This window comes from Saezia sanguinis (assembly GCF_963921665.1).
Taxonomy (GTDB): domain Bacteria; phylum Pseudomonadota; class Gammaproteobacteria; order Burkholderiales; family Burkholderiaceae_C; genus Saezia; species Saezia sanguinis.
Genome location: NZ_CAWUGC010000020.1, coordinates 80,749 through 98,634, shown reverse-complemented (window position 1 = coordinate 98,634; position 17,886 = coordinate 80,749). Strand labels below are relative to the sequence as shown.

10 protein-coding genes are annotated in these 17,886 nt (G+C 56.4%); 3 read left to right on the top strand and 7 right to left on the bottom strand.

Going from position 1 to position 17,886, the window contains the following annotated elements; all coding sequences use genetic code 11:
* Positions 1 to 71 precede the first annotated feature (71 nt).
* The 3 genes from AACY98_RS14780 to nrdG all read left to right on the top strand — a co-directional run bounded on the left by AACY98_RS14780 (position 72) and on the right by nrdG (position 4,333).
* The gene (locus tag AACY98_RS14780) at positions 72 to 1,019 is read left to right on the top strand and encodes a DMT family transporter (RefSeq protein WP_339806250.1); all 948 of its coding nucleotides are present in this window, start codon (positions 72 to 74) and stop codon (positions 1,017 to 1,019) included.
* 336 nt (positions 1,020 to 1,355) lie between these two features.
* The gene (gene nrdD / locus AACY98_RS14775; protein ID WP_204250894.1) at positions 1,356 to 3,608 is read left to right on the top strand and encodes an anaerobic ribonucleoside-triphosphate reductase; all 2,253 of its coding nucleotides are present in this window, start codon (positions 1,356 to 1,358) and stop codon (positions 3,606 to 3,608) included.
* A gap of 65 nt (positions 3,609 to 3,673) precedes the next feature.
* Complete coding sequence (gene nrdG / locus AACY98_RS14770; RefSeq protein WP_339806248.1) at positions 3,674 to 4,333, top strand: anaerobic ribonucleoside-triphosphate reductase-activating protein; 660 nt, start codon at positions 3,674 to 3,676, stop codon at positions 4,331 to 4,333.
* 82 nt (positions 4,334 to 4,415) lie between these two features.
* Here the strand turns inward: nrdG and AACY98_RS14765 are convergent, their stop codons facing one another.
* From AACY98_RS14765 to AACY98_RS14735, 7 genes are all read right to left on the bottom strand, one after another.
* Positions 4,416 to 4,739: a hypothetical protein gene (locus AACY98_RS14765; protein WP_339806245.1), complete on the bottom strand. Its 324-nt coding sequence runs from the start codon at positions 4,737 to 4,739 to the stop codon at positions 4,416 to 4,418.
* Positions 4,740 to 4,831: 92 nt separating this feature from the next.
* Complete coding sequence (locus AACY98_RS14760; RefSeq protein WP_126980577.1) at positions 4,832 to 5,155, bottom strand: hypothetical protein; 324 nt, start codon at positions 5,153 to 5,155, stop codon at positions 4,832 to 4,834.
* A 105-nt stretch (positions 5,156 to 5,260) separates the two neighbouring features.
* A complete protein-coding gene (locus AACY98_RS14755; RefSeq protein ID WP_126980576.1) occupies positions 5,261 to 5,614 on the bottom strand; it encodes a hypothetical protein in 354 nt (117 codons plus the stop codon).
* 605 nt (positions 5,615 to 6,219) lie between these two features.
* Entirely contained in the window at positions 6,220 to 8,613 is a 2,394-nt protein-coding gene (pbpC, locus tag AACY98_RS14750; protein WP_339806243.1) for a penicillin-binding protein 1C, read from the bottom strand.
* Positions 8,610 to 9,428: a transglycosylase domain-containing protein gene (locus AACY98_RS14745; protein ID WP_339806241.1), complete on the bottom strand. Its 819-nt coding sequence runs from the start codon at positions 9,426 to 9,428 to the stop codon at positions 8,610 to 8,612. The genes pbpC and AACY98_RS14745 overlap by 4 nt, the downstream gene beginning before the upstream one ends.
* A 76-nt stretch (positions 9,429 to 9,504) precedes the next feature.
* Positions 9,505 to 10,299: a transglycosylase domain-containing protein gene (locus AACY98_RS14740; protein WP_339806239.1), complete on the bottom strand. Its 795-nt coding sequence runs from the start codon at positions 10,297 to 10,299 to the stop codon at positions 9,505 to 9,507.
* 115 nt (positions 10,300 to 10,414) lie between these two features.
* On the bottom strand, positions 10,415 to 16,579 hold the full coding sequence (locus tag AACY98_RS14735; protein ID WP_339806237.1) for an MG2 domain-containing protein: 6,165 nt from the start codon (positions 16,577 to 16,579) through the stop codon (positions 10,415 to 10,417).
* Between the last annotated feature and the right edge of the window lie 1,307 nt (positions 16,580 to 17,886).

Sequence of the window (17,886 nt, the reverse complement as noted above, 5' to 3'; positions counted from 1 at the left end):
GATTCAGTCACGGTGATACTGTTGTTCATGTTGAAGTCAAAGGCCGTCCGGCCCGGTGGCAGGTGTGTATCGTGAATGAGAGAAAAGATATAGACGGCAAAGCCGGTGCATTGATGCTGCTGCTGTGCGCCATTCTGGGGTTGCAGCAGGTGGTAATCAAAATGAGCGCGGCGGATATGTCGCCGGTGACGCAGATTGCGCTGCGCTCCGGTGGCTCGGCGCTGCTGATGGCTGCTGTCGTGCTGTGGCGGCGTGATTGGATTTCCTGGCGCGCAACGATGGTGCCGGGTCTGCTGGCCGGGCTGATGTTTGCGCTGGAGTATTTTTTTGTGGCGCAGGCTTTGCTGTATACCAGTGCATCGCATGTGGTGGTGTTTTTGTATACGGCGCCGGTTTTTGCTGCCTTGCTGTTGCACTGGCGGCTGCCGCAGGAGCGGCTGACGCGCCTGCAATGGCTGGGGATTGCGCTGGCGTTTGGCGGGCTCGTTTATGCGTTTTTTGGCGGTGCATCCGGTGCAGGCACAGGTGGCGGGATTAACGGTGAAGCTTTGAAAGGTGATTTTTATGCACTGCTGGCGGCAATGGCCTGGGCATGCAATACGGCGATTGTGCGTAGTTCGCGCCTGTCGCAGACCCCGGCCGGGCAGACCATGCTGTACCACCTGCTGGTAACGTTTGTGCTGCTGACGCTTGCGGCGTTCTGGATGGGACAGCAGCATTTTGTGCTGACGCCGGTGGTGTGGGGCAGCCTGCTGTTCCAGACGCTGGTGGTGTCTTTTTTCAGCATTCTGATGTGGTTCTGGCTGTTGCGCCGTTATCTGGCGTCGCGCCTGGGTGTGTTTTCTTTCCTGACGCCGCTGTTTGGCGTCGGGTTTGGGGTGGTGCTGTTGAATGAACGGCTGGAGCCGGGCTTTATTGTCGGGGCGCTGGCGGTGTTTGCCGGCATCATGCTGGTCAGCGCACACCAGTGGGTAGCCAGATGGCTGCTGCGGGCAGCAGGGGTTCGCCAGGCGAAATAACTCTTTGGGTGTAAGGCGGACTGATCCCTGCGGGCTTCATGGTTTGTTGCCCTTGGGCAACTCTAGAAACTACTTGAAGAAAACGCCTAAATTGTTGAATCAAATCATGTAACTATGATTGCCACATACAAGAAAATGTTGGACACCGTTTGATGAAGATCAAATAACTAGTACCTCCAGATGATGGACTAAACACTATAGATGGGGTATTATTCATTCCATCAACACTATATGTAGTGTTTCCCTGAATTATCATTCAAAAAAGGGATGCTCCCGGCTCCGTTGCTGCTGTGGGCCCATAATTTTGAAAAAACGAGGAGTGCTGCCGTGAATCCGATGGTGATTAAACGTGATGGTTGTCGTGTGCCGTTTGATGAAGTTTTCATCAGAAATGCAGTGGTCAAAGCGGCCAAAGCCTGTCAGGTAGATGACGATGCTTACTGTACGTATGTGGCCCATTGTGTGGCCGCGCTGATGCAGGGCAAACCGACCGTGGATATTGCCGAGATTCAGGTCGCGGTGGAAAACCAGATGATGGCCGGCCCCTACAAGCAGATGGCGCGTGCCTATATTGAATACCGGCATGACCGCGACCTGGCGCGTGAACGCCGTGGCCGCCTGAATCAGGAAATCCGCGGGCTGATCGAGCAAAGCAACATGACGTTGCTGACGGAAAACGCCAATAAGGACAGCAAAGTGATTCCGACCCAGCGCGATTTGCTGGCCGGTATCATTGCACGCCACTATGCCAAAGAGCATATTCTGCCGCGTGATGTGGTGCAGGCGCATGAAAAGGGCGAGATTCATTACCATGACCTGGATTACGCGCCCTTTTTCCCGATGTTCAACTGCATGCTGATTGACCTGAAGGGCATGTTGACCAAGGGCTTCAAGATGGGCAATGCCGAAATTGAGGAACCCCGGTCGATTTCCACCGCCACAGCGGTTACCGCACAGATCATCGCGCAGGTGGCAAGCCACATTTACGGCGGCACCACCATCAATGGCATTGACACCATTTTGGAAAAATATGTCACGATGAGCTACAACAAGCACCTGAAAGTGGCGCAGGAGTGGCAGGTGGCAGATCCTTTGGCGTATGCCCGGGCGCGTACTGAAAAAGAATGTTATGACGCGTTCCAGTCGCTGGAGTATGAAGTCAATACCCTGCACACCGCCAACGGGCAGACACCGTTTGTGACGTTTGGCTTTGGGCTGGGCACCAGTTGGGAAGCACGGCTGATCCAGCAGTCTATCTTGAAAAACCGATTGGCCGGTTTAGGCAAGAATCACAAAACGGCTGTGTTTCCCAAACTGGTTTTTGCGATCAAGGAGGGGCTGAACCGTAAAGCGGAAGACCCGAACTATGACATCAAGCAGTTGGCGCTGGATTGTGCCAGCAAACGCATGTACCCCGATATTTTGAACTATGACCGGGTGGTGGAAGTGACCGGGTCGTTTAAAACGCCAATGGGGTGCCGCAGTTTCCTGAGCCGTTATGAAGAGGACGGGCAGGAGGTGCATGACGGGCGCAACAACCTGGGGGTGGTGACCCTGAACCTGCCGCGCATTGCGCTGGAAGCCAAGGGCGATGAAAAGCATTTCTGGCAGTTGCTGGATGAACGGCTGGCGATTGCCAAAAAGGCACTGCTGACACGCATTGCCCGCCTGGAAAATGTGAAGGCACGCGTCGCACCCATTCTGTACATGGAAGGGGCTTGCGGCGTGCGCCTGAAGGCGGACGACCCGATTGCCGATATTTTCAAAAACGGCCGTGCGTCGATTTCGCTGGGGTATATCGGCATTCATGAAATGATCAATGCGCTGTATGGGCAGCATGTGTATGACAGCGAGCAACTGCGCGCCAAAGCGCTGGAAATTGTTGAATACCTGTCTGCAGCGACCAAACGCTGGAAAGCGGAAACCGGCTACGGCTTCAGCCTGTACAGCACGCCCAGCGAAAGCCTGTGTGACCGTTTCTGCCGGCTCGATATCAACGAGTTTGGTGAAATTGAGGGCGTGACCAATAAGGGCTATTACACCAACAGCTTCCACCTGGATGTGGAGAAGAAGGTGGACCCGTACGACAAGCTGGATTTTGAAGCGCCTTACCCGCACCTGGCCAGCGGCGGCTTTATCTGCTACGGCGAATATCCGAACATGCAGCATAACCTGAAAGCGCTGGAGGATGTGTGGGACTACAGCTACGAGCATGTGCCCTACTACGGCACCAATACGCCGATTGACGAGTGTTATGAGTGCGGCTACATGGGCGAGTTCCTGTGTACCAGCAAAGGCTTTACCTGCCCGAGCTGCCATAACCACGACCCGGCCAAGGTGTCTGTCACGCGCCGCGTGTGCGGTTACCTGGGCAGCCCCGATGCACGCCCGTTCAACAAAGGCAAGCAGGAAGAGGTGAAACGGCGCGTCAAGCATTTGTCCAACGGACAACTGGACGAGGGGCTGGACACCGAGTATGAAGCGGCTGAGCGGGAAGTGGCAGCCAAGGCCAAGAAGGTTTATCAGGAGCGTGTTTCTGAAAGCGATATGCAGGCCAAAAAGCAGAACGCCTGTTTGCCGGCTGAATGATAAAAGTACCGGCCTTGCAGCGCTGAATCTGCGCGGCAGGGCTGGCACAAGTAACGGGAAGCGTCATGAATTATCATAGGTATTATCCTGTCGATGTGGTCAACGGGCCGGGGACGCGCTGCGCCCTGTTTGTTGCCGGATGCATCCACAAATGCCAGGGGTGTTACAACAAGAGCACCTGGCGGCCTGATTCGGGCAAGCCGTTCACGCAGGAGGTGGAGGATAAGATCATTGCCGACCTGAAGGATAAACGCATCCATCGCCAGGGGGTGTCGCTTTCCGGCGGTGATCCGCTGTATCCCGGCAATGTGGCGGCGGTATTGAAGCTGGTACAGCGGGTGCGTGCGGAGTGTCCGGGCAAGGATATCTGGGTATGGACAGGCTATACGTTCGATGAACTGGACAGCGAGCAGATGGCCGTGGTTGACCTGGTGGATGTGCTGATTGATGGCCGTTTTGTCGAGGCGCTCAAGGACGCCAATCTGGTCTGGCGTGGCAGCAGTAACCAGGTGATTCATGATTTGCGCAAAGAACGGCAGATACCGAAGCAAGAGGTGGCTGCACCGGTAGTGCGGGCTGGCCTGCCCGCCAGTGTGCCTTCGGCTCAGAAAGCGCAAACACGTGTTGCTGCACTGAGCGTACAGCGCTGTGGTGCCAGGGCTAGTAGCAGCCGCCAGCCGGAGGCCAGCGGTTGTGACCAGTTGTCACTGGGGTTTTCGCTTTGATGGCAAACCTGTTTCAGGCCTAAACACGGTATGAAAAAAGCCATGCAATGCATGGCTTTCGTGTTATGGCAGCGCAGGGTTTTTACAGATTGCTGCACTTGGCGTCGATCTGCTCCATTTTGCTGAGCATGGAGTTGAGGTCATTGATGGTTACCTCTGCGGGCAGTTGGTCTGAATTATTCAGCGCACTGATGAAAACAGCCCATTCCTTGGTGTTGAATTGCTGTGCCAGCGCGTCGGCAATGCAGCGGCAGCCGCCGTTGTCTTCGCCTTCTTCTGCGATACATTGCTGATAAACATATTCACGCAATTGTTGGGTGTCGTTCATGTCGGTGGGCTGGGCTGTAGCGCTCAGGCATACCCAAGGCAGGCATAACAGCAGCAAAATGTGTCGTTGGATGTTCATGGTGGCAATCGTGTGGTTTGGGGTTGCGGGTGAAATAAAAAGGAGCCTGAAATCCTGCGATATCAGGCTCCTGATGCGTATGCCGGCAGATTTTAATTGCCTGCTGGCTGGCAGCTTTGCAGGGCGGTTTGCAGCTTGGTGGCAAACTGCACCAGTTCTTCTTCGGTTGTGCCTGCCGGAGGTTCCGGCGCATCTTGCATGGCGGCAATAAAGATGGTCCATTCTTTGGTGGTCAGGTCTTTGGCCATGTTATCTGCCAGGCAGGTGCAGGACTGTGCCTGTTCGGCCGGGCACATGGTCATGACCAATTGCCGCATTTCTTCTTTGTTGTTGGGGTTGGGAGTTTGGGCGGCAGCCGTTCCAACAAAAAAGACGGTACTGATTGCCAGCAAAGAGAGTTGTTTCAAATTCATCATGTTTTCCTTGGTGTCAAAATCTATAGATCATGCGGGTGCGCTTGTCGGGTCAAATAATATATGTTCTGAAAACACTGCACAACGCACACGCATTGTAAACGGAGTTTACCGGCTACAGACGCTGTCTGCACTGTTGAGCTTATTAGCCAACTGTTGCAGGTCACTGTCGGCAGTGCCTGCAGGTGGATTGGGGTCTTTGTTATAGGCGGCATTCAGAATGCTCCATTCCTTGGCGGTCAGGGTCTGCAGCATCTGGTCAGCCAGGCAGTTGCATTTCTGCGCGTCGGCGCTGCAGATTTTCAGTGCCAGCTCGCGGTTAGACGGGTTGCCTGCGGCAGTCTGCGGTGCTGTGGGTTGCGCAGAAGGACGTGTCTCAGTGGCGGAAGTGGATGGCGCTGAGGTCTGGCACGCAGCCAAAGTGACACAAAGCAAGGCGGGAAGAAGAAATTGAAAACGCATGATCAGGTTATCCTTGGTTAATAATAAATGGTCAAAAATCCGTAGGGTTCAATGACAGTCTGTTTCAATATGCTGGTTTGGCTGTTATGAAGGGTTGCAAACGCTGCCAGCATGGTTCTGTTTGGTGCGTGCAGGCTTTCCTGCTTAGCCTGTACTTTTAACTGGTAGCGGTGCATGGTTGGCTGGCAGCCAATGCACACAACGGCAAAACAAGTACTGGCTGAAAGCGCATGAAACGTGGTCTCCTTGTCTCACCCTGAGGGTGATGATAATGTGTTTATTATAGTGAGCCGTCACATTTTTGCATGTGAGGGAACGCGTGAGCATGGTCATTGCAGCCTTTATAAGGGAGGAGGCCGGGAATATGCACGGCTTGTTCACACAGATATACAGGCTTTTTCAACAACTTGCCAACAGGGTTATGCACAGGTTGCCGGGACGTTCCAGGCAACAATACATTCCGATGGTGTGGCTGTGACGGGGTGCTGCGTATTGCATTTGTGCGGCTACAGATTTGCCATGTGAAAACCATTGGAAAACACCGTTGGAAAGCCGTTGCAGCACAGTTGCCCTGCGGTACAGTTTCAAAAAAAGTATGGCCTGTATCAGGGAGGCGTTGGGTTCAGGCTGGCACCGCGTACTTCCAGTTGGATGCTATCAAGCTCCTGGCCGCTATGACGGTTGACCAGGGTAATGCGGTGGTGCCCGGGCACCGGCAGCCACGCGGCATTGGCGCCTTCGGCAATGACGATGTCGCCGATCTGCCAGCGGACATCGGGGTGGTTGCTGCGCAGCCACAGGCGCTGGTTGGCAGGTGGTATGTCGGGGTCCAGGGCGATGATGGTGCCTGATACAGGCGATGTAATGCGGGCCGGGGCATCGGGGTCAAGCGCATGTGCTGCCGGGCTGACCAGGGCGGATGTTTTAATGACGTCGCGTTCGGTGCCGGCAATGAACCACTCAGTACGCGTCGGCTCCAGAGGCGGCTCGTAATGAATCTGCCTGCTGACGATGCCTTCGGGCGCAGGGGGAGTGGCCCAGTCGGCGCCGTGGCCGTTATCCAGGTCGCGCTGGTAGAGAAAGTTCATTACGTCGCGCCATACCGGTGCAGCGCCGCTGGTGCCGGAAACGCCCCACATGGCTGCGCCGCTGGCATTACCGACCCAGACGCCAACGGTGTAACGGCGGCTGTAGCCAATGGCCCAGTTGTCGCGCATGTCTTTGCTGGTGCCGGTTTTGACCGCACTCCAGTAGCGGGTGTTGAGTTCACTGTCCAGGCCAAAGGTGGGAACGCGGGCTTCCCGGTCAGAGAGAATAGAGCCAATGATCCATGCGGCCTGTGGCCCGATGCCTGATGAATGCGTGGGCAGGTTCAGCGCATAAAGCGGGATGGTTGGTGGATTGGCCGGTGGGGTGGCGTTGGGGCTGGCAGGCGCTTGGTCAGGCGCATGAGACGTATAAGGCGTATGCTCTGGCGCTGTATCCAACGGGGCGGCTGAAGGCAGCGGCAGCCAGCGCACGGCAGCAACCTGGCCGCCGTTGGGCAGGGCACGGAAAGCGTTGGTGAGTGTCAGGAGGGTGACCTCGGCACTGCCCAGCGCCAGGCTGTAGCCATAATAGTCGCCACTTTCCTTGAGCGGCAGGCCCAGCGCCAGCAGTGTGCGTGAAAAGGCGTCCGGCCCGATCATGACCAGTGTGCGCACCGCAGGGATATTGAGCGACGAAGCCAGTGCCGTACGCACGCTGACCCAGCCTTTGAAGCTTTTGTCATAGTTTTGCGGCACATACAGGCCACTGCCGACATTCAGGTTAACGGCTGAATCGTCCAGCAGTGAAGCAGCGGTCAGCCGGCGCTGTTCAATGGCCTGTGCGTACAAAAACGGTTTGAGTGTGGAGCCGGGCTGGCGCATGGCGGTGATGGCGTCAATTTCAGCCGCCTGTGAAATATCGGCGCCGGACGACCCTACCCACACCAGCACTTCACCACTGGCGTTGTCGATGACGATGACGGCACCGTCTTCCACATTCTGCTCAGAAATTTCCAGCAGATGCTGGCGCAGGCTGTTCAGTGCAATGCGTTGCGCCTGGGCATCCAGCGTGGTCTGTACGGTCAGTGTGTCGTTGCTGGAAGCTGCCGCCGCGCTGAGTAGGCGCTGCGCCAGATGCGGTGCAATGCCTTCAGAGGGGGCTTGCCGCGGCAGGTTGAAACGCACACGGATAAAGTCAGGCAGGGTCGTGCACTCCTGTTCGGCATTGTCTGCCTGCATGGCGTGCAGGATGGCGCAGGCCCGGCGTGCCACGGTGGCTTCAGAAGCATTGGGGGCGCGGACTAATGCGGCTGCGATGGCGGATTCACGCGCGTTCAGGCCATTGGGGGCTTTGCCGAACAGGCCTTCAGACATGGCGCTGATGCCTACCAGCTCGCTGCGAAAAGGCACCATGTTCAGGTAGGCTTCCAGAATCTGGTCTTTTTGCCAATGGCGCTCCAGCGCTTTGGCCGCTACAGCCTGTTGCAGTTTTTGCCACAATGTGCGGTTGCCGCTGGAGGATAGCTCGGGGTGCCACAGCCCGGTCAGTTGCATGGTGATGGTGGAAGCACCGCGGGTTTGCGAGCCACTCAGGTTGTTCCAGGCAGCCGCCATGGCAGCCAGCCAGTCGATGCCGCTATGGGTATAGAAGTTTTTGTCTTCTGATACCAGCAGTGCCTGTTGCAGCGCCGGCGAAACATCGGCCAGTGCTGTCCATGTGCCCTGGCGGACGTTGAAGTTGACGCGCAGCCGGTGCAGTATTTCACCATGACGGTCCAGCAGCACAGCGTCTGACGGGTGATATGTCTGCCGCACTTCCTGATAGCTTGGTGACGGGGGTGCCTGAATCAGCAATATGGCCAGCAGAATCACCAGCACCAGCGTGCCGCTACTGAGCAGGCCCAGTGTGATGCGCCAGAACCAGCGCCAGCCGGATGTTTTGGGAGTGTTGGGTGCAGGGGTGGCGTTCATGGTGAAGCGGGTATGCCGGGAATGGATGGCGGTGTGGCAGGGCTGGCAGTGCCTGGACGTGCCATATAGGCTTCTCTACGCTGATAGACAGCATGCGCCAGAGCTGGCAGTTCAGCGCAGTGCTGTTGTGCATTGGGAATACTGGCCTGCTCAAGTCTTGTGCAGCCAATTCGAACCGCAGATTCTTCATGCCAGCTGACAGGGGTGCGCATGATGGCAACCAGAATGGCAGACTCAGGCGTTGTCAACTGTTGCGGTTCTTTTTCAAACAGAATGTGCGAAGCGGCGTACAGCCCGTTAAGGCGGGCACCGTAAAAACTCAGGTTGAAGCTGGCTTCGATGATCTGCTGTTTTGTCCACTGACGCTCAATGTCTACGGGCAGTATACATTCATAGAACCATCTGCCTTTTCGATCTATAGGCATAACAGTGTTGTGCTGATAACGATATACAAGAAGGGCGGTCTTGGTGGAGACTCTGCTGTAAAAGCCAGCAGGGTTTTCCCTCGTTGTTGGCCATAAAGAGAGTAGACAAGTGCCGCTGATGACCACCTCCAGTAAGCCTGGCTGTTCACGCTGCCAAAAAGTGGGATCGTTCGTCTCTGCAAGGTATATGGCCTGCAGTTCAGCCGGAATGTGTTCAATGTTGACCCACCGGTTCAGCGCTGCATTTTCATTCGGATGAAACTGGTTTTTGAGTTGCTCAAATGCCGGTAATGGCGGTTTGGTGAACTGGACATATATGGCCAGCGCAATAAGCGCCAGTACCACCAGCCCAAATATAGCAAGTACCAGTTGTATCAGCAGTTTCACCATGTGAAGGCATCCTGTGCAAATTCAGGCGGTACAGCGGGACACAGCATGCCGGATGCATCCATGTATCAACAGGGCTTTAAAGCAGGTTGGCCGGTGCTGTCACAGGAGGCTCTGCCGGGCTTGCCGGGGCGGGTCTGGAAAAAACACGTGCCCGCTCAAAACCGCGCACCACCAGCGTTGTCAGTTTGGCACACTCCTGTTCGGGCGACGGCACGTAGGAGGAGGCATGCAGCAGATTACAGGCATTTTGAGTAATGGTGGCTTCCGACGCATATGGTGCTGCAGCCAGGGCGGTCACAATGGCCGATTCAACAATGTTGAGTTGCATCGGAGGCTTCTGGAACAGTACCTGGGATGCGGTGGAGATGCCAATGATGTCGCTGTGATAGCGTGAGAGGTTGAAATAGACTTCCAGCAACTGATTAAAGGTGTAGGCCCGGTCGAGATCGGCAACCGATGTGCAGAAGCTGAATTTGTTGAGCAGGGATTTGGAGTCGTCTGCAATGGATATCGGGCTTTGTGTTTGGATCATGGCGCGGGTGACCCGCCATGCCAGATTGCTGTAGCCAAGGCCGTTGTTGGAGCCGCGCTCGATGCAAAAAGAACCCGCAATGCCATCTGACCAACCGGCTTTGCGCTCCGGAGTAAACCCATTGGTGCCCAGAATGGTCATGTGCATGAGCTCAGTTGAGATCTGGTCTGCTGGAACCCAGCGTGCGATACCACTGCGAAAGTTGTTTTCAAAATGGTTTTGAATGCTTTCAAAAGAGGGAACGGCGGGTTTGGTCAGTTGCAGGAAAGAAACAAAGATGATCAGAGCCACCAGGATCAGTCCAAAAAGTTTGGATAGCAAAGAAAGAAGTGTTTTCATGATGGCGCGAATACCTGTTTAATGATCAAAATACCAGTCAAAATGCAGTCCAACAGACATGCGTTGGTGATTATACGAACGCATGTCTGTTTTCACAGTGTAACAGGCCGCCGGTTTAATGGCCTGCGGCAGGTGCCGGTTTGATGGTGACACTGGCGTTGGGCGATTCTCCAAACATTTCAGGCGCGTACATTGCTTCTACCCGGGTCGGCGGCAGTATGAATGTCCCGACATTATTCAGCCGTACCGTGTATTCAATGCTGAAGGTGCCTTTGGGAACAAACTGGTAATAAGCCCTGAAGCCGTCCTGCGCGCGCTCCTGATATGCAAGCCAGGCCCGCCAGTTGTTGCCTGTGTTGCTGTCGGATGCCGGTGTGGGCGTGCTGGTGGCAATTTCAGAGTCGCGCCCGAGCCCGGAGCCTAAAATGTTGGCCCCGCCCGGGATCGGGTCATTGACGACAACCCAGGTCATATCGGTCTGGGCATTGACTTCAATGCGCACGCGCCAGATGTCGCCGCGCGAGACTTCGCCTTTCACCTGCTCATCGATCGGTGTGACGGTTTTGGTGATGCTGTAGCCGGCCGAGAAGGGGGCTTTCAGCGGCACGGCCGCCAGACTCTGGATGGTGGCCCAGGGTTTGCCGCTGCCATCCTGGTTCAGGATGACGGTGCTTTGTTGCGGTGGTGTCGGCCACGCCATGAACACTGAATTATTGGCAAACGAGGCTGCGGCCGAAGGCGCACCAAAGGCTACATTGGTTCCTGGCGCATGGGTGCCGATGGCATTATCGGTAATGCGGTGCACCAGTTTCCAGTCAACCGTGCCGGAGCCGGTTGTTTTTCCGTCGGCATCGACCATACGCATCTGGGTCAGGCCATGCACCGGCTGGTGTTCAAATTTGCGCGAGAACTGTTCCAGTGCAAAGCTGCCCCACAGGTTGGCCGTGGTGGTGTGCCAGGCGCCGTTTTGTTGCCGTGCAATAAAACCGGTCACCAGTTTGGGCAGGTCTTCCTGCCAGCCGTCATCGTTCAATGTGGCCAGCAACAGGTAGGCGGCATTCAGGTCGCTGTTCCACATCAGCCACCACCAGTAGTCATTTTCTTCGGTGGAAAAGCCCAGCCGTGTGCCGGCCACGTTCAGGCGTGAACGCAGAATCTGCTGTGCTTCGGCCATGCGCTCGTCACGGTTGGCAATGGATGGTGTGCGCTGCAGAATCTGCAGCCACTGGATCACACTGGTGGTAGGCCACTGGTTGGGTGCCAGAGTGATGGTGCTGAGCATGCGCGGGTGGAACTGGTTGTAGCGCGAGAGCGCTTCCATTGCAGCCAGGCGGCGCATATCCAGGTCTTTACGCGGTGACCAGTAGTCGCGCTGGAGTTTGCCTTCGGCGAATTTAGCGAGGCCTGCCAGCATCAGTTTGCTGACTTCTGCTGGTAGCGCCAGTTCGGCATTGAGCTTGGACGCTTCGTCGGCAGAAGAAAGGATGTACGCGGTAAGGATATCGCTGCCGCGACGTGAAATGCTGCCTGACGGCGGGTAGTAATAGGCCAGGCCGTCTTCATCCAGATAGGAGGGAATGCGTGCCGCCAGTGCTTTCCAGCCCGCGGTGTCGCGGGTGCCAAGCTCAACGGAAACGCGCTGCTCCAGGCAAATGTAAGGATAGCGGTTGAGCCAGTCGGTAATCGCCGGCAGTCCTTCGGCCAGGCGAGGCACCATGCTGATCTGAATGCCGCCGCGGCCGGGCAACCCGTCAGACGGCGGTGCAACCGGGAGCTCCAGCGTGCCGTCCAGTTGTTTCAGCGTGGCCTGGCGTACCGTGATGGGTACACCGGTGAGAATGCGCTGGCTGACCTTGATGGCATCTGTGGCGCCTTTTTCTGTACTGGTGTCTTTGGCGCTAATTTCCCACGCCATTTGGCCCTGATACATGCCGGCGAGTTCTGCCGGAACGGTAACGTCCCAGACCGCTTCACGCGCCGAGTTGGCCGGAATTTCAAGCGTGATCGGCTCCAGCGTCAGGCCGGTGGCCGTGGCGCTGACATCCACTTTCATCGGCTGCTCGGTTGCGTTACGCACCGTGATGCCGGCGCGGTAGCTGTCGTCGCTGCGCACCACCGGCGGCAGGCCGCTGATCAGTTGCAGATCCTGCGTGCTGCGGAACTTGGCGCTGCCGCTGCCAAAACGCGAGCTGCCATCCGCCGCAATGGCGACCACGCGGAAGGTGGTCAGGGAATCGTTCAGTGGGATATCAATGGTGGCTTGCCCGTTGGCATCCAGCTTGACGCTGGGGTTCCACACCAGCAGCGTGTCAAACAGTTCGCGCGCACTGGCGCCGCCATCACCGCCACCACCACCTGCGGGCAGTGCCTTGCGGCCATAATGGCGGCGTCCGATGATCTCCATTTGCGCGGTTGCGGTGCGCACACCCCAAGAACGGCGTGTCAGCATGGCCGAGAGCAGATCCCAGCTCTGGTTTTTCTTCAGTTCAAGCAGTGCTTCATCCACCACGGCCAGCGCCACATCGGCATGGGCCGCAGGCGTTCCATCCGGCAGTGTGATGGTGATGGTGGCTTTGGCTGTTGAGCGTACCTGATAGCTGGGCTGGTCGGTTGCTACCTGAACGTTGAGCTGGTAGGCCGGGTCAATAACACGGATTTCTGCCACCCCCAGCCGGTAGGCCGGTTTGCTCAGGTCAACCAGCGCAGTCGGCGGCGCGTAGTCGGCGTTGTTCTGAAAGTCATTCCACCACTGGTCGGTGTTTTTATAGCCCCAGGTGAAAAAGCTGTACAGCGGCACTTCATGCAGGCGGCCACGCAGCACCAAAGCACTGATGTAGACGTTGGGACCCCAGTGTTCGCCGACTTTGAGCTCAATGGTAGGGTTGCTGCCGCTCACAGGAACCACATGGCTTTCGATCACGCCTTCACGCTCTACGGTGACCAGTGCCGTGGCGTCACGGAACGGCATGCGCAGTTGGAAGCGTGCAGTGTCTCCCGGACGGTATTCGGGTTGCTCCGGCAGCAGGTCAATACGGTCGCTGTCGCTGCCGCCAAACCACAGTTCGTCACGGCTCAAAACCCACAATGAGGTGAACGCCTGGGCCGTGCGGCCGGCTTCATCTTTTGCCACGGCAACCAGTTCAATCTGCCCGCCTTCGGTGGCCTGGCAGACAGAAACCGTCACACCGCTGGTGGTGGATGCCTCGGCGCAGGCAGCAAGCTGTTCAGGTTTGGGGCCGAACTTATGCGTGCAGGTCAGCAGCCCCTGCTCATCACTGGTGCCTGAGCAGATGGTGCCCAGGTCTTTGATCTCGGTATGGCTGTCGTAGGTGTAAAAACCGCCGACCAGGCGCTTGCGCGTGCTGGTGATCAGGCGCTGCTGGGCCCGGATTTCCATCGGCACACCGGCCTGCGGTTTGCCGTCGGTGCTCAGGGCAATGGCTTGCAGCGTCACGTTGCTGTTTTTGACCGCAACCCAGTTATCGTTGCGAATACCTGCCACAACCGCTGCCGGCCACAGGGTTTCATTGCGACGCAATGTGACAATTTCGCCGTTGGGGTCGGCAAAGCTGGCTTCCACCAGCAGGTCCTGAGCCCGGGTCACCACAGGAATCTGTGCGAGCGTGATCTGCCCGGAGCCGTTGCGGTCCAGTGTCAGCGGCAGCTTGTCGGCAATCAGTTTTGCTCCTGTTGCGCTCGATGAAGCGGCTTCGTCGCTGTAGTCGTCATCATAATCCTCGTCGCCATAAGAACGGCTGGGGTATGGCCCTGTCGGTGGCGGGTTAAACGAAAAGCGGCGGTCATAGTCGCGGAAGCTGATGCCGGTTTCGCGTACCACAGCGGAAATCTGCACCGGTAACTGTGCCGCGCCGCCACCCGAAAGGTAATTGATCTGCAGCCCCAGCGGTACATCTTTGGGCTGGACCAGCGCCTTGCTGTCGCCCTGGGTGTTGACACTGATGCTGCCTTCAAATACGGGCAGGCGGAATTCCTCCACCTGGAAGCCGCCGGTGTAATAGCGGTCGTAAGAGTCGCCGCCGGATTTGCGTGCCAGCGTAATGGTGTAGTTGCCCAGTTTGGCGGTGGTCGGAATTTCAAAGACACTGGATGCACTCAGGCCGCCACCGGTACGTTCCCACGTCAACGGCAGTGTGGTTTCCTGTCCGCTGCCCTGGTGGATGATTTTGACAATGTCGGGCAGGCGTCCTTCAGGCAGGGTGAATCCACCCAGGTTCAGGTCACGGATGAAATGCTTCATCGAGACGGTTTCCCCGGCGCGCAGCAGCGTGCGGTCAAACACGGTGGTGGCAACGCTGCTGGCTTTGGGGCTGAAATTGGTCGGATAGCTGAAACGCCAGTATTCAATACCCCGGTCCCAGGTGGACAGCGTAAACGCCATGTCCATGCCGCCGGGGGCTTTCTCATCTGCCGCGCGGGCGCTGATGAACAGGAATTTCTCCCAGTTGCGCCGACCCGGGCATGTGCCATCAGGAAGCTGCTCGTCGATGTTGACAATGCCTTGCACATCGGTTTTGCCGCTGAAATACTCAGTGCCGTTGCAGCCCAGAATACGCACTTCGGCATCGGGTACCGGCTTGCCTTCATTGAGCGTGGTGACCCATACCAGTGAGTTTTCCCGGCCGATTTTGGCGTGCACGGCCAGGTTGGTGACCAGTACACCGGTGCGCACATACATGTTGCGCTGGCCGTATTCCGGCTCCAGCAGTGCGTCACCGAGTGCGGGTGAGGCCACTTCCAGCACATGGTAGCCAGGTTCGGTTAACGGAATGCCAATGACTTCAAACGGGCGTGTGGCACCCTGGCCGTCACCTTCTTGGGGCAGTTCGATGGGTTTGGCGCTGTTTATCTCTGCGAGCAATGATATTTCACGCGTGGGCACCCAGGACTCTGCGCGGCCATTATCAGGGTTGACGCGTGACGGTATCTGCGCCTGCGGCATCAGGTTGGTGGCTTCGCTGCGGTCAATCCAGCCGCGGTTGAAGATGTCAACTGCACGCAGCCAGCGGATGATTTCTTTGTCAGAGGTCAGGCGGACATTGGAAACCGTGCCCCGGTTGGCGGGCATGGACTGTGCGAGCACATCCAGCGTGTTTTCAACCCGGCGCACGGTCAGCGGCACCATGGGTGGCGCATCGGGTGTGCCGTACAGTTCGACGATGCCAAACGGAGCCGCTGCAAACTTGGCCAGCGGCGGCATTTCGGCGGTTGCCACGTTCAGCGGGAACTGGTCGGCATTGGCGAGTTTGCGCCCGCTGTCGTCCTGAATGTCGGCTGGCAGCACGACCTGAAAAGTGCTTTCTTCAGGCAGGGGCTTGGGGAACGATAGCCCATAAACCAGGCCGGATTGGCGGTCGTTATCGCTGATGATGGGCTGGTAGGTCTGTCCGTTGCTGCCTTTGAGCACAATCTGCTCAGCCAAGGCCAGCGGCAGCATGGCGTTGAAGTTCAGGCGCATGGATTCCAGCGGCATGCAGGCGGCCTGGGCATTTTCGCGCACGCAGGAAAAATTGGCCTTGAATTCTTCGCGTACGGTGTAGTTGAATACTTTTTGTATGTTGTTGGTAATGTTGGTGGGTGTGGCAACGCCCTGGCCATATACCAGTTTGAATGCTGTATTGGGAGAAAGGCGTTGCTGGCATTGCAGTACCCAATACTGGGCCGGGTGTTCGGTGGCTTCCTTGCCCCAGCCGAAGTGCGTCAGAATCTTGGTGCGCTCATCACCCTCGATGATGTTGACCGGAATCTGCTCGCCGACCGCAGACGATTCACACCAGACATACTGGCTGATGGTCTGGGCGGTGGCGTCACCGTTCAGGCGCAGGATAAAGGCCTGATCTTCGGCAATGGTGTTGCCTTCCCACGGGCGGATGGTTTTCACGAACGGCCCGCCGGTATTGAAGTTGTAATGGATCTGACCGCTGTAAGCATTACCGGCAACGCTTTGAAGGTCTTCGGCGATTTTGGCGGTACATTTAACACCGGGGGGCAGATCGCTCTTAAAGTCAAACACCCAGTTTTTTTCGTCCACCCAGCGGCCCTGGCCGCTTTCCAGAACTGCTGCCGGGTCACATGCCAATGTCAGCGGCGCTGTCGCGTTCGGGTCTCCCATCGGGACCATGGCTTCATCAAACTTGACGGCAACCTGCCTGACCTGGGCAATTTCGCCCTGTGGCGACAAGGCGGTGATTTGGGCCGCTTGTACGGACATGGCCGCCAGGCTCAGCGAAATCAGTGCAATAGCGTGTTGTATAGGTTTCATTGGGCTATTTGGTTTTCTGCAATATCGGGTTGTTTGATGAGGGGAGAGAACCACCTGCCATATTCATAAAATCAGAAGATCCGTGCCCAAGAGCACGCGGCAGGGGGAGTGGTTTCCCATGGTGTTGACGATGCTAGCATGAACCCGGGGCCTGTGCCAGCAGATGTCTGTGTTGGCAGTCAGGCTTCACAGGGACTTCACGAAAACTTCACAGAAGTTTCGTGCAGGAGCAATAGACTGGTATTTTGCATTGAAGGCGGTTCGCGTCCTTTTTTCCGCTTTGCGCTGTTTCAGACCTGCCGGGTCATGATGCGTTTGAGGAGGTGTCGGAACTGAGGGGGTGTGCATGATCCGGGCTGGAGGCAGCCGGTTTTTGTATACGTTATCGCGGGATGCGCAGCACACACACAGAAAGACAAAAAGAAAAACGGCCCATGCAAAAAATACATGAGCCTGGCCGACACTGCAGTTATGCGAAACAGGTTGAAGTTATTGATGTGCTAAAAACAACCTGAAAAGAGCGGAGAAATGAAAATGATCACGAAAGGTTTTGAAACCACTTTGCGCCGGTTGAGTTGATTATAGTAGCATGTAGCGTGCAAGATACACTTTTTATTTGATATAGATCAAATAAGTAGGGGATTTTTGAAACTTTTATTGTAATTCCGTTTCGTTTTCGGCCTTTGAGCTGTTATACACCCCCGTTTTGGCTGTAAAGAGGGTATTTTGGGCTATTGACAAACAGTTTGAGTGTGTTTAGAAGTTTCTGTCACCTGCCCGGATGGTGTGAGCCTGTGGGCAGAGAGCAGGTATTTTTGCCATGCCTGAAGGTGTCAGCCGCCTGTTTTCCCCTTGGCTCATGACGGGCCCATGCAGAATTTGGGCAACCGCATTTTGACCAGCCATATTCTGATCAGAACCGCTGCCATGTTTAAAACGGTTTGAGCTGGCATGTTCTTATTAACGGCATCAGGGGGCTGATGCCGGACATGTATTTTCTCCAGCAGCACACAGCACACAGTTCCTCGGTTGTGCCTGCGTGTCATACATCCCCGCATATCTATATCTATCTGTCTCTATCTGTCACGCGCGCATTTGATTGATTGAATATATCTCGTGCTGCCTGACTGTATCTGCCATGTGTCTGCCATATACCTGTCATGCACTTGCCAGCGCCGGTTTTTCGTGGTTTTCCTTGTTTTCTGCCGGTAAAAACACCGGTTTTTCTTTTTGTCGTGCAAAGACAGGCGGTTGTCGCTGCGGGCTATCGAGTAAACGCCCCCCCAGGCGTACATTTCTCTTTAACA

Excerpts from the sequence above, each read along its gene's own strand:
- nrdD (WP_204250894.1), top strand. The coding sequence starts at position 1,356 with ATGGTGATTAAACGTGATGGTTGTCGTGTGCCGTTTGATGAAGTTTTC.
- nrdG (WP_339806248.1), top strand. The coding sequence starts at position 3,674 with ATGAATTATCATAGGTATTATCCTGTCGATGTGGTCAACGGGCCGGGG.
- AACY98_RS14765 (WP_339806245.1), bottom strand. The coding sequence starts at position 4,739 with ATGAACATCCAACGACACATTTTGCTGCTGTTATGCCTGCCTTGGGTA.
- AACY98_RS14760 (WP_126980577.1), bottom strand. The coding sequence starts at position 5,155 with ATGATGAATTTGAAACAACTCTCTTTGCTGGCAATCAGTACCGTCTTT.
- AACY98_RS14755 (WP_126980576.1), bottom strand. The coding sequence starts at position 5,614 with ATGCGTTTTCAATTTCTTCTTCCCGCCTTGCTTTGTGTCACTTTGGCT.
- pbpC (WP_339806243.1), bottom strand. The coding sequence starts at position 8,613 with ATGAACGCCACCCCTGCACCCAACACTCCCAAAACATCCGGCTGGCGC.
- AACY98_RS14745 (WP_339806241.1), bottom strand. The coding sequence starts at position 9,428 with ATGGTGAAACTGCTGATACAACTGGTACTTGCTATATTTGGGCTGGTG.
- AACY98_RS14740 (WP_339806239.1), bottom strand. The coding sequence starts at position 10,299 with ATGAAAACACTTCTTTCTTTGCTATCCAAACTTTTTGGACTGATCCTG.
- AACY98_RS14735 (WP_339806237.1), bottom strand. The coding sequence starts at position 16,579 with ATGAAACCTATACAACACGCTATTGCACTGATTTCGCTGAGCCTGGCG.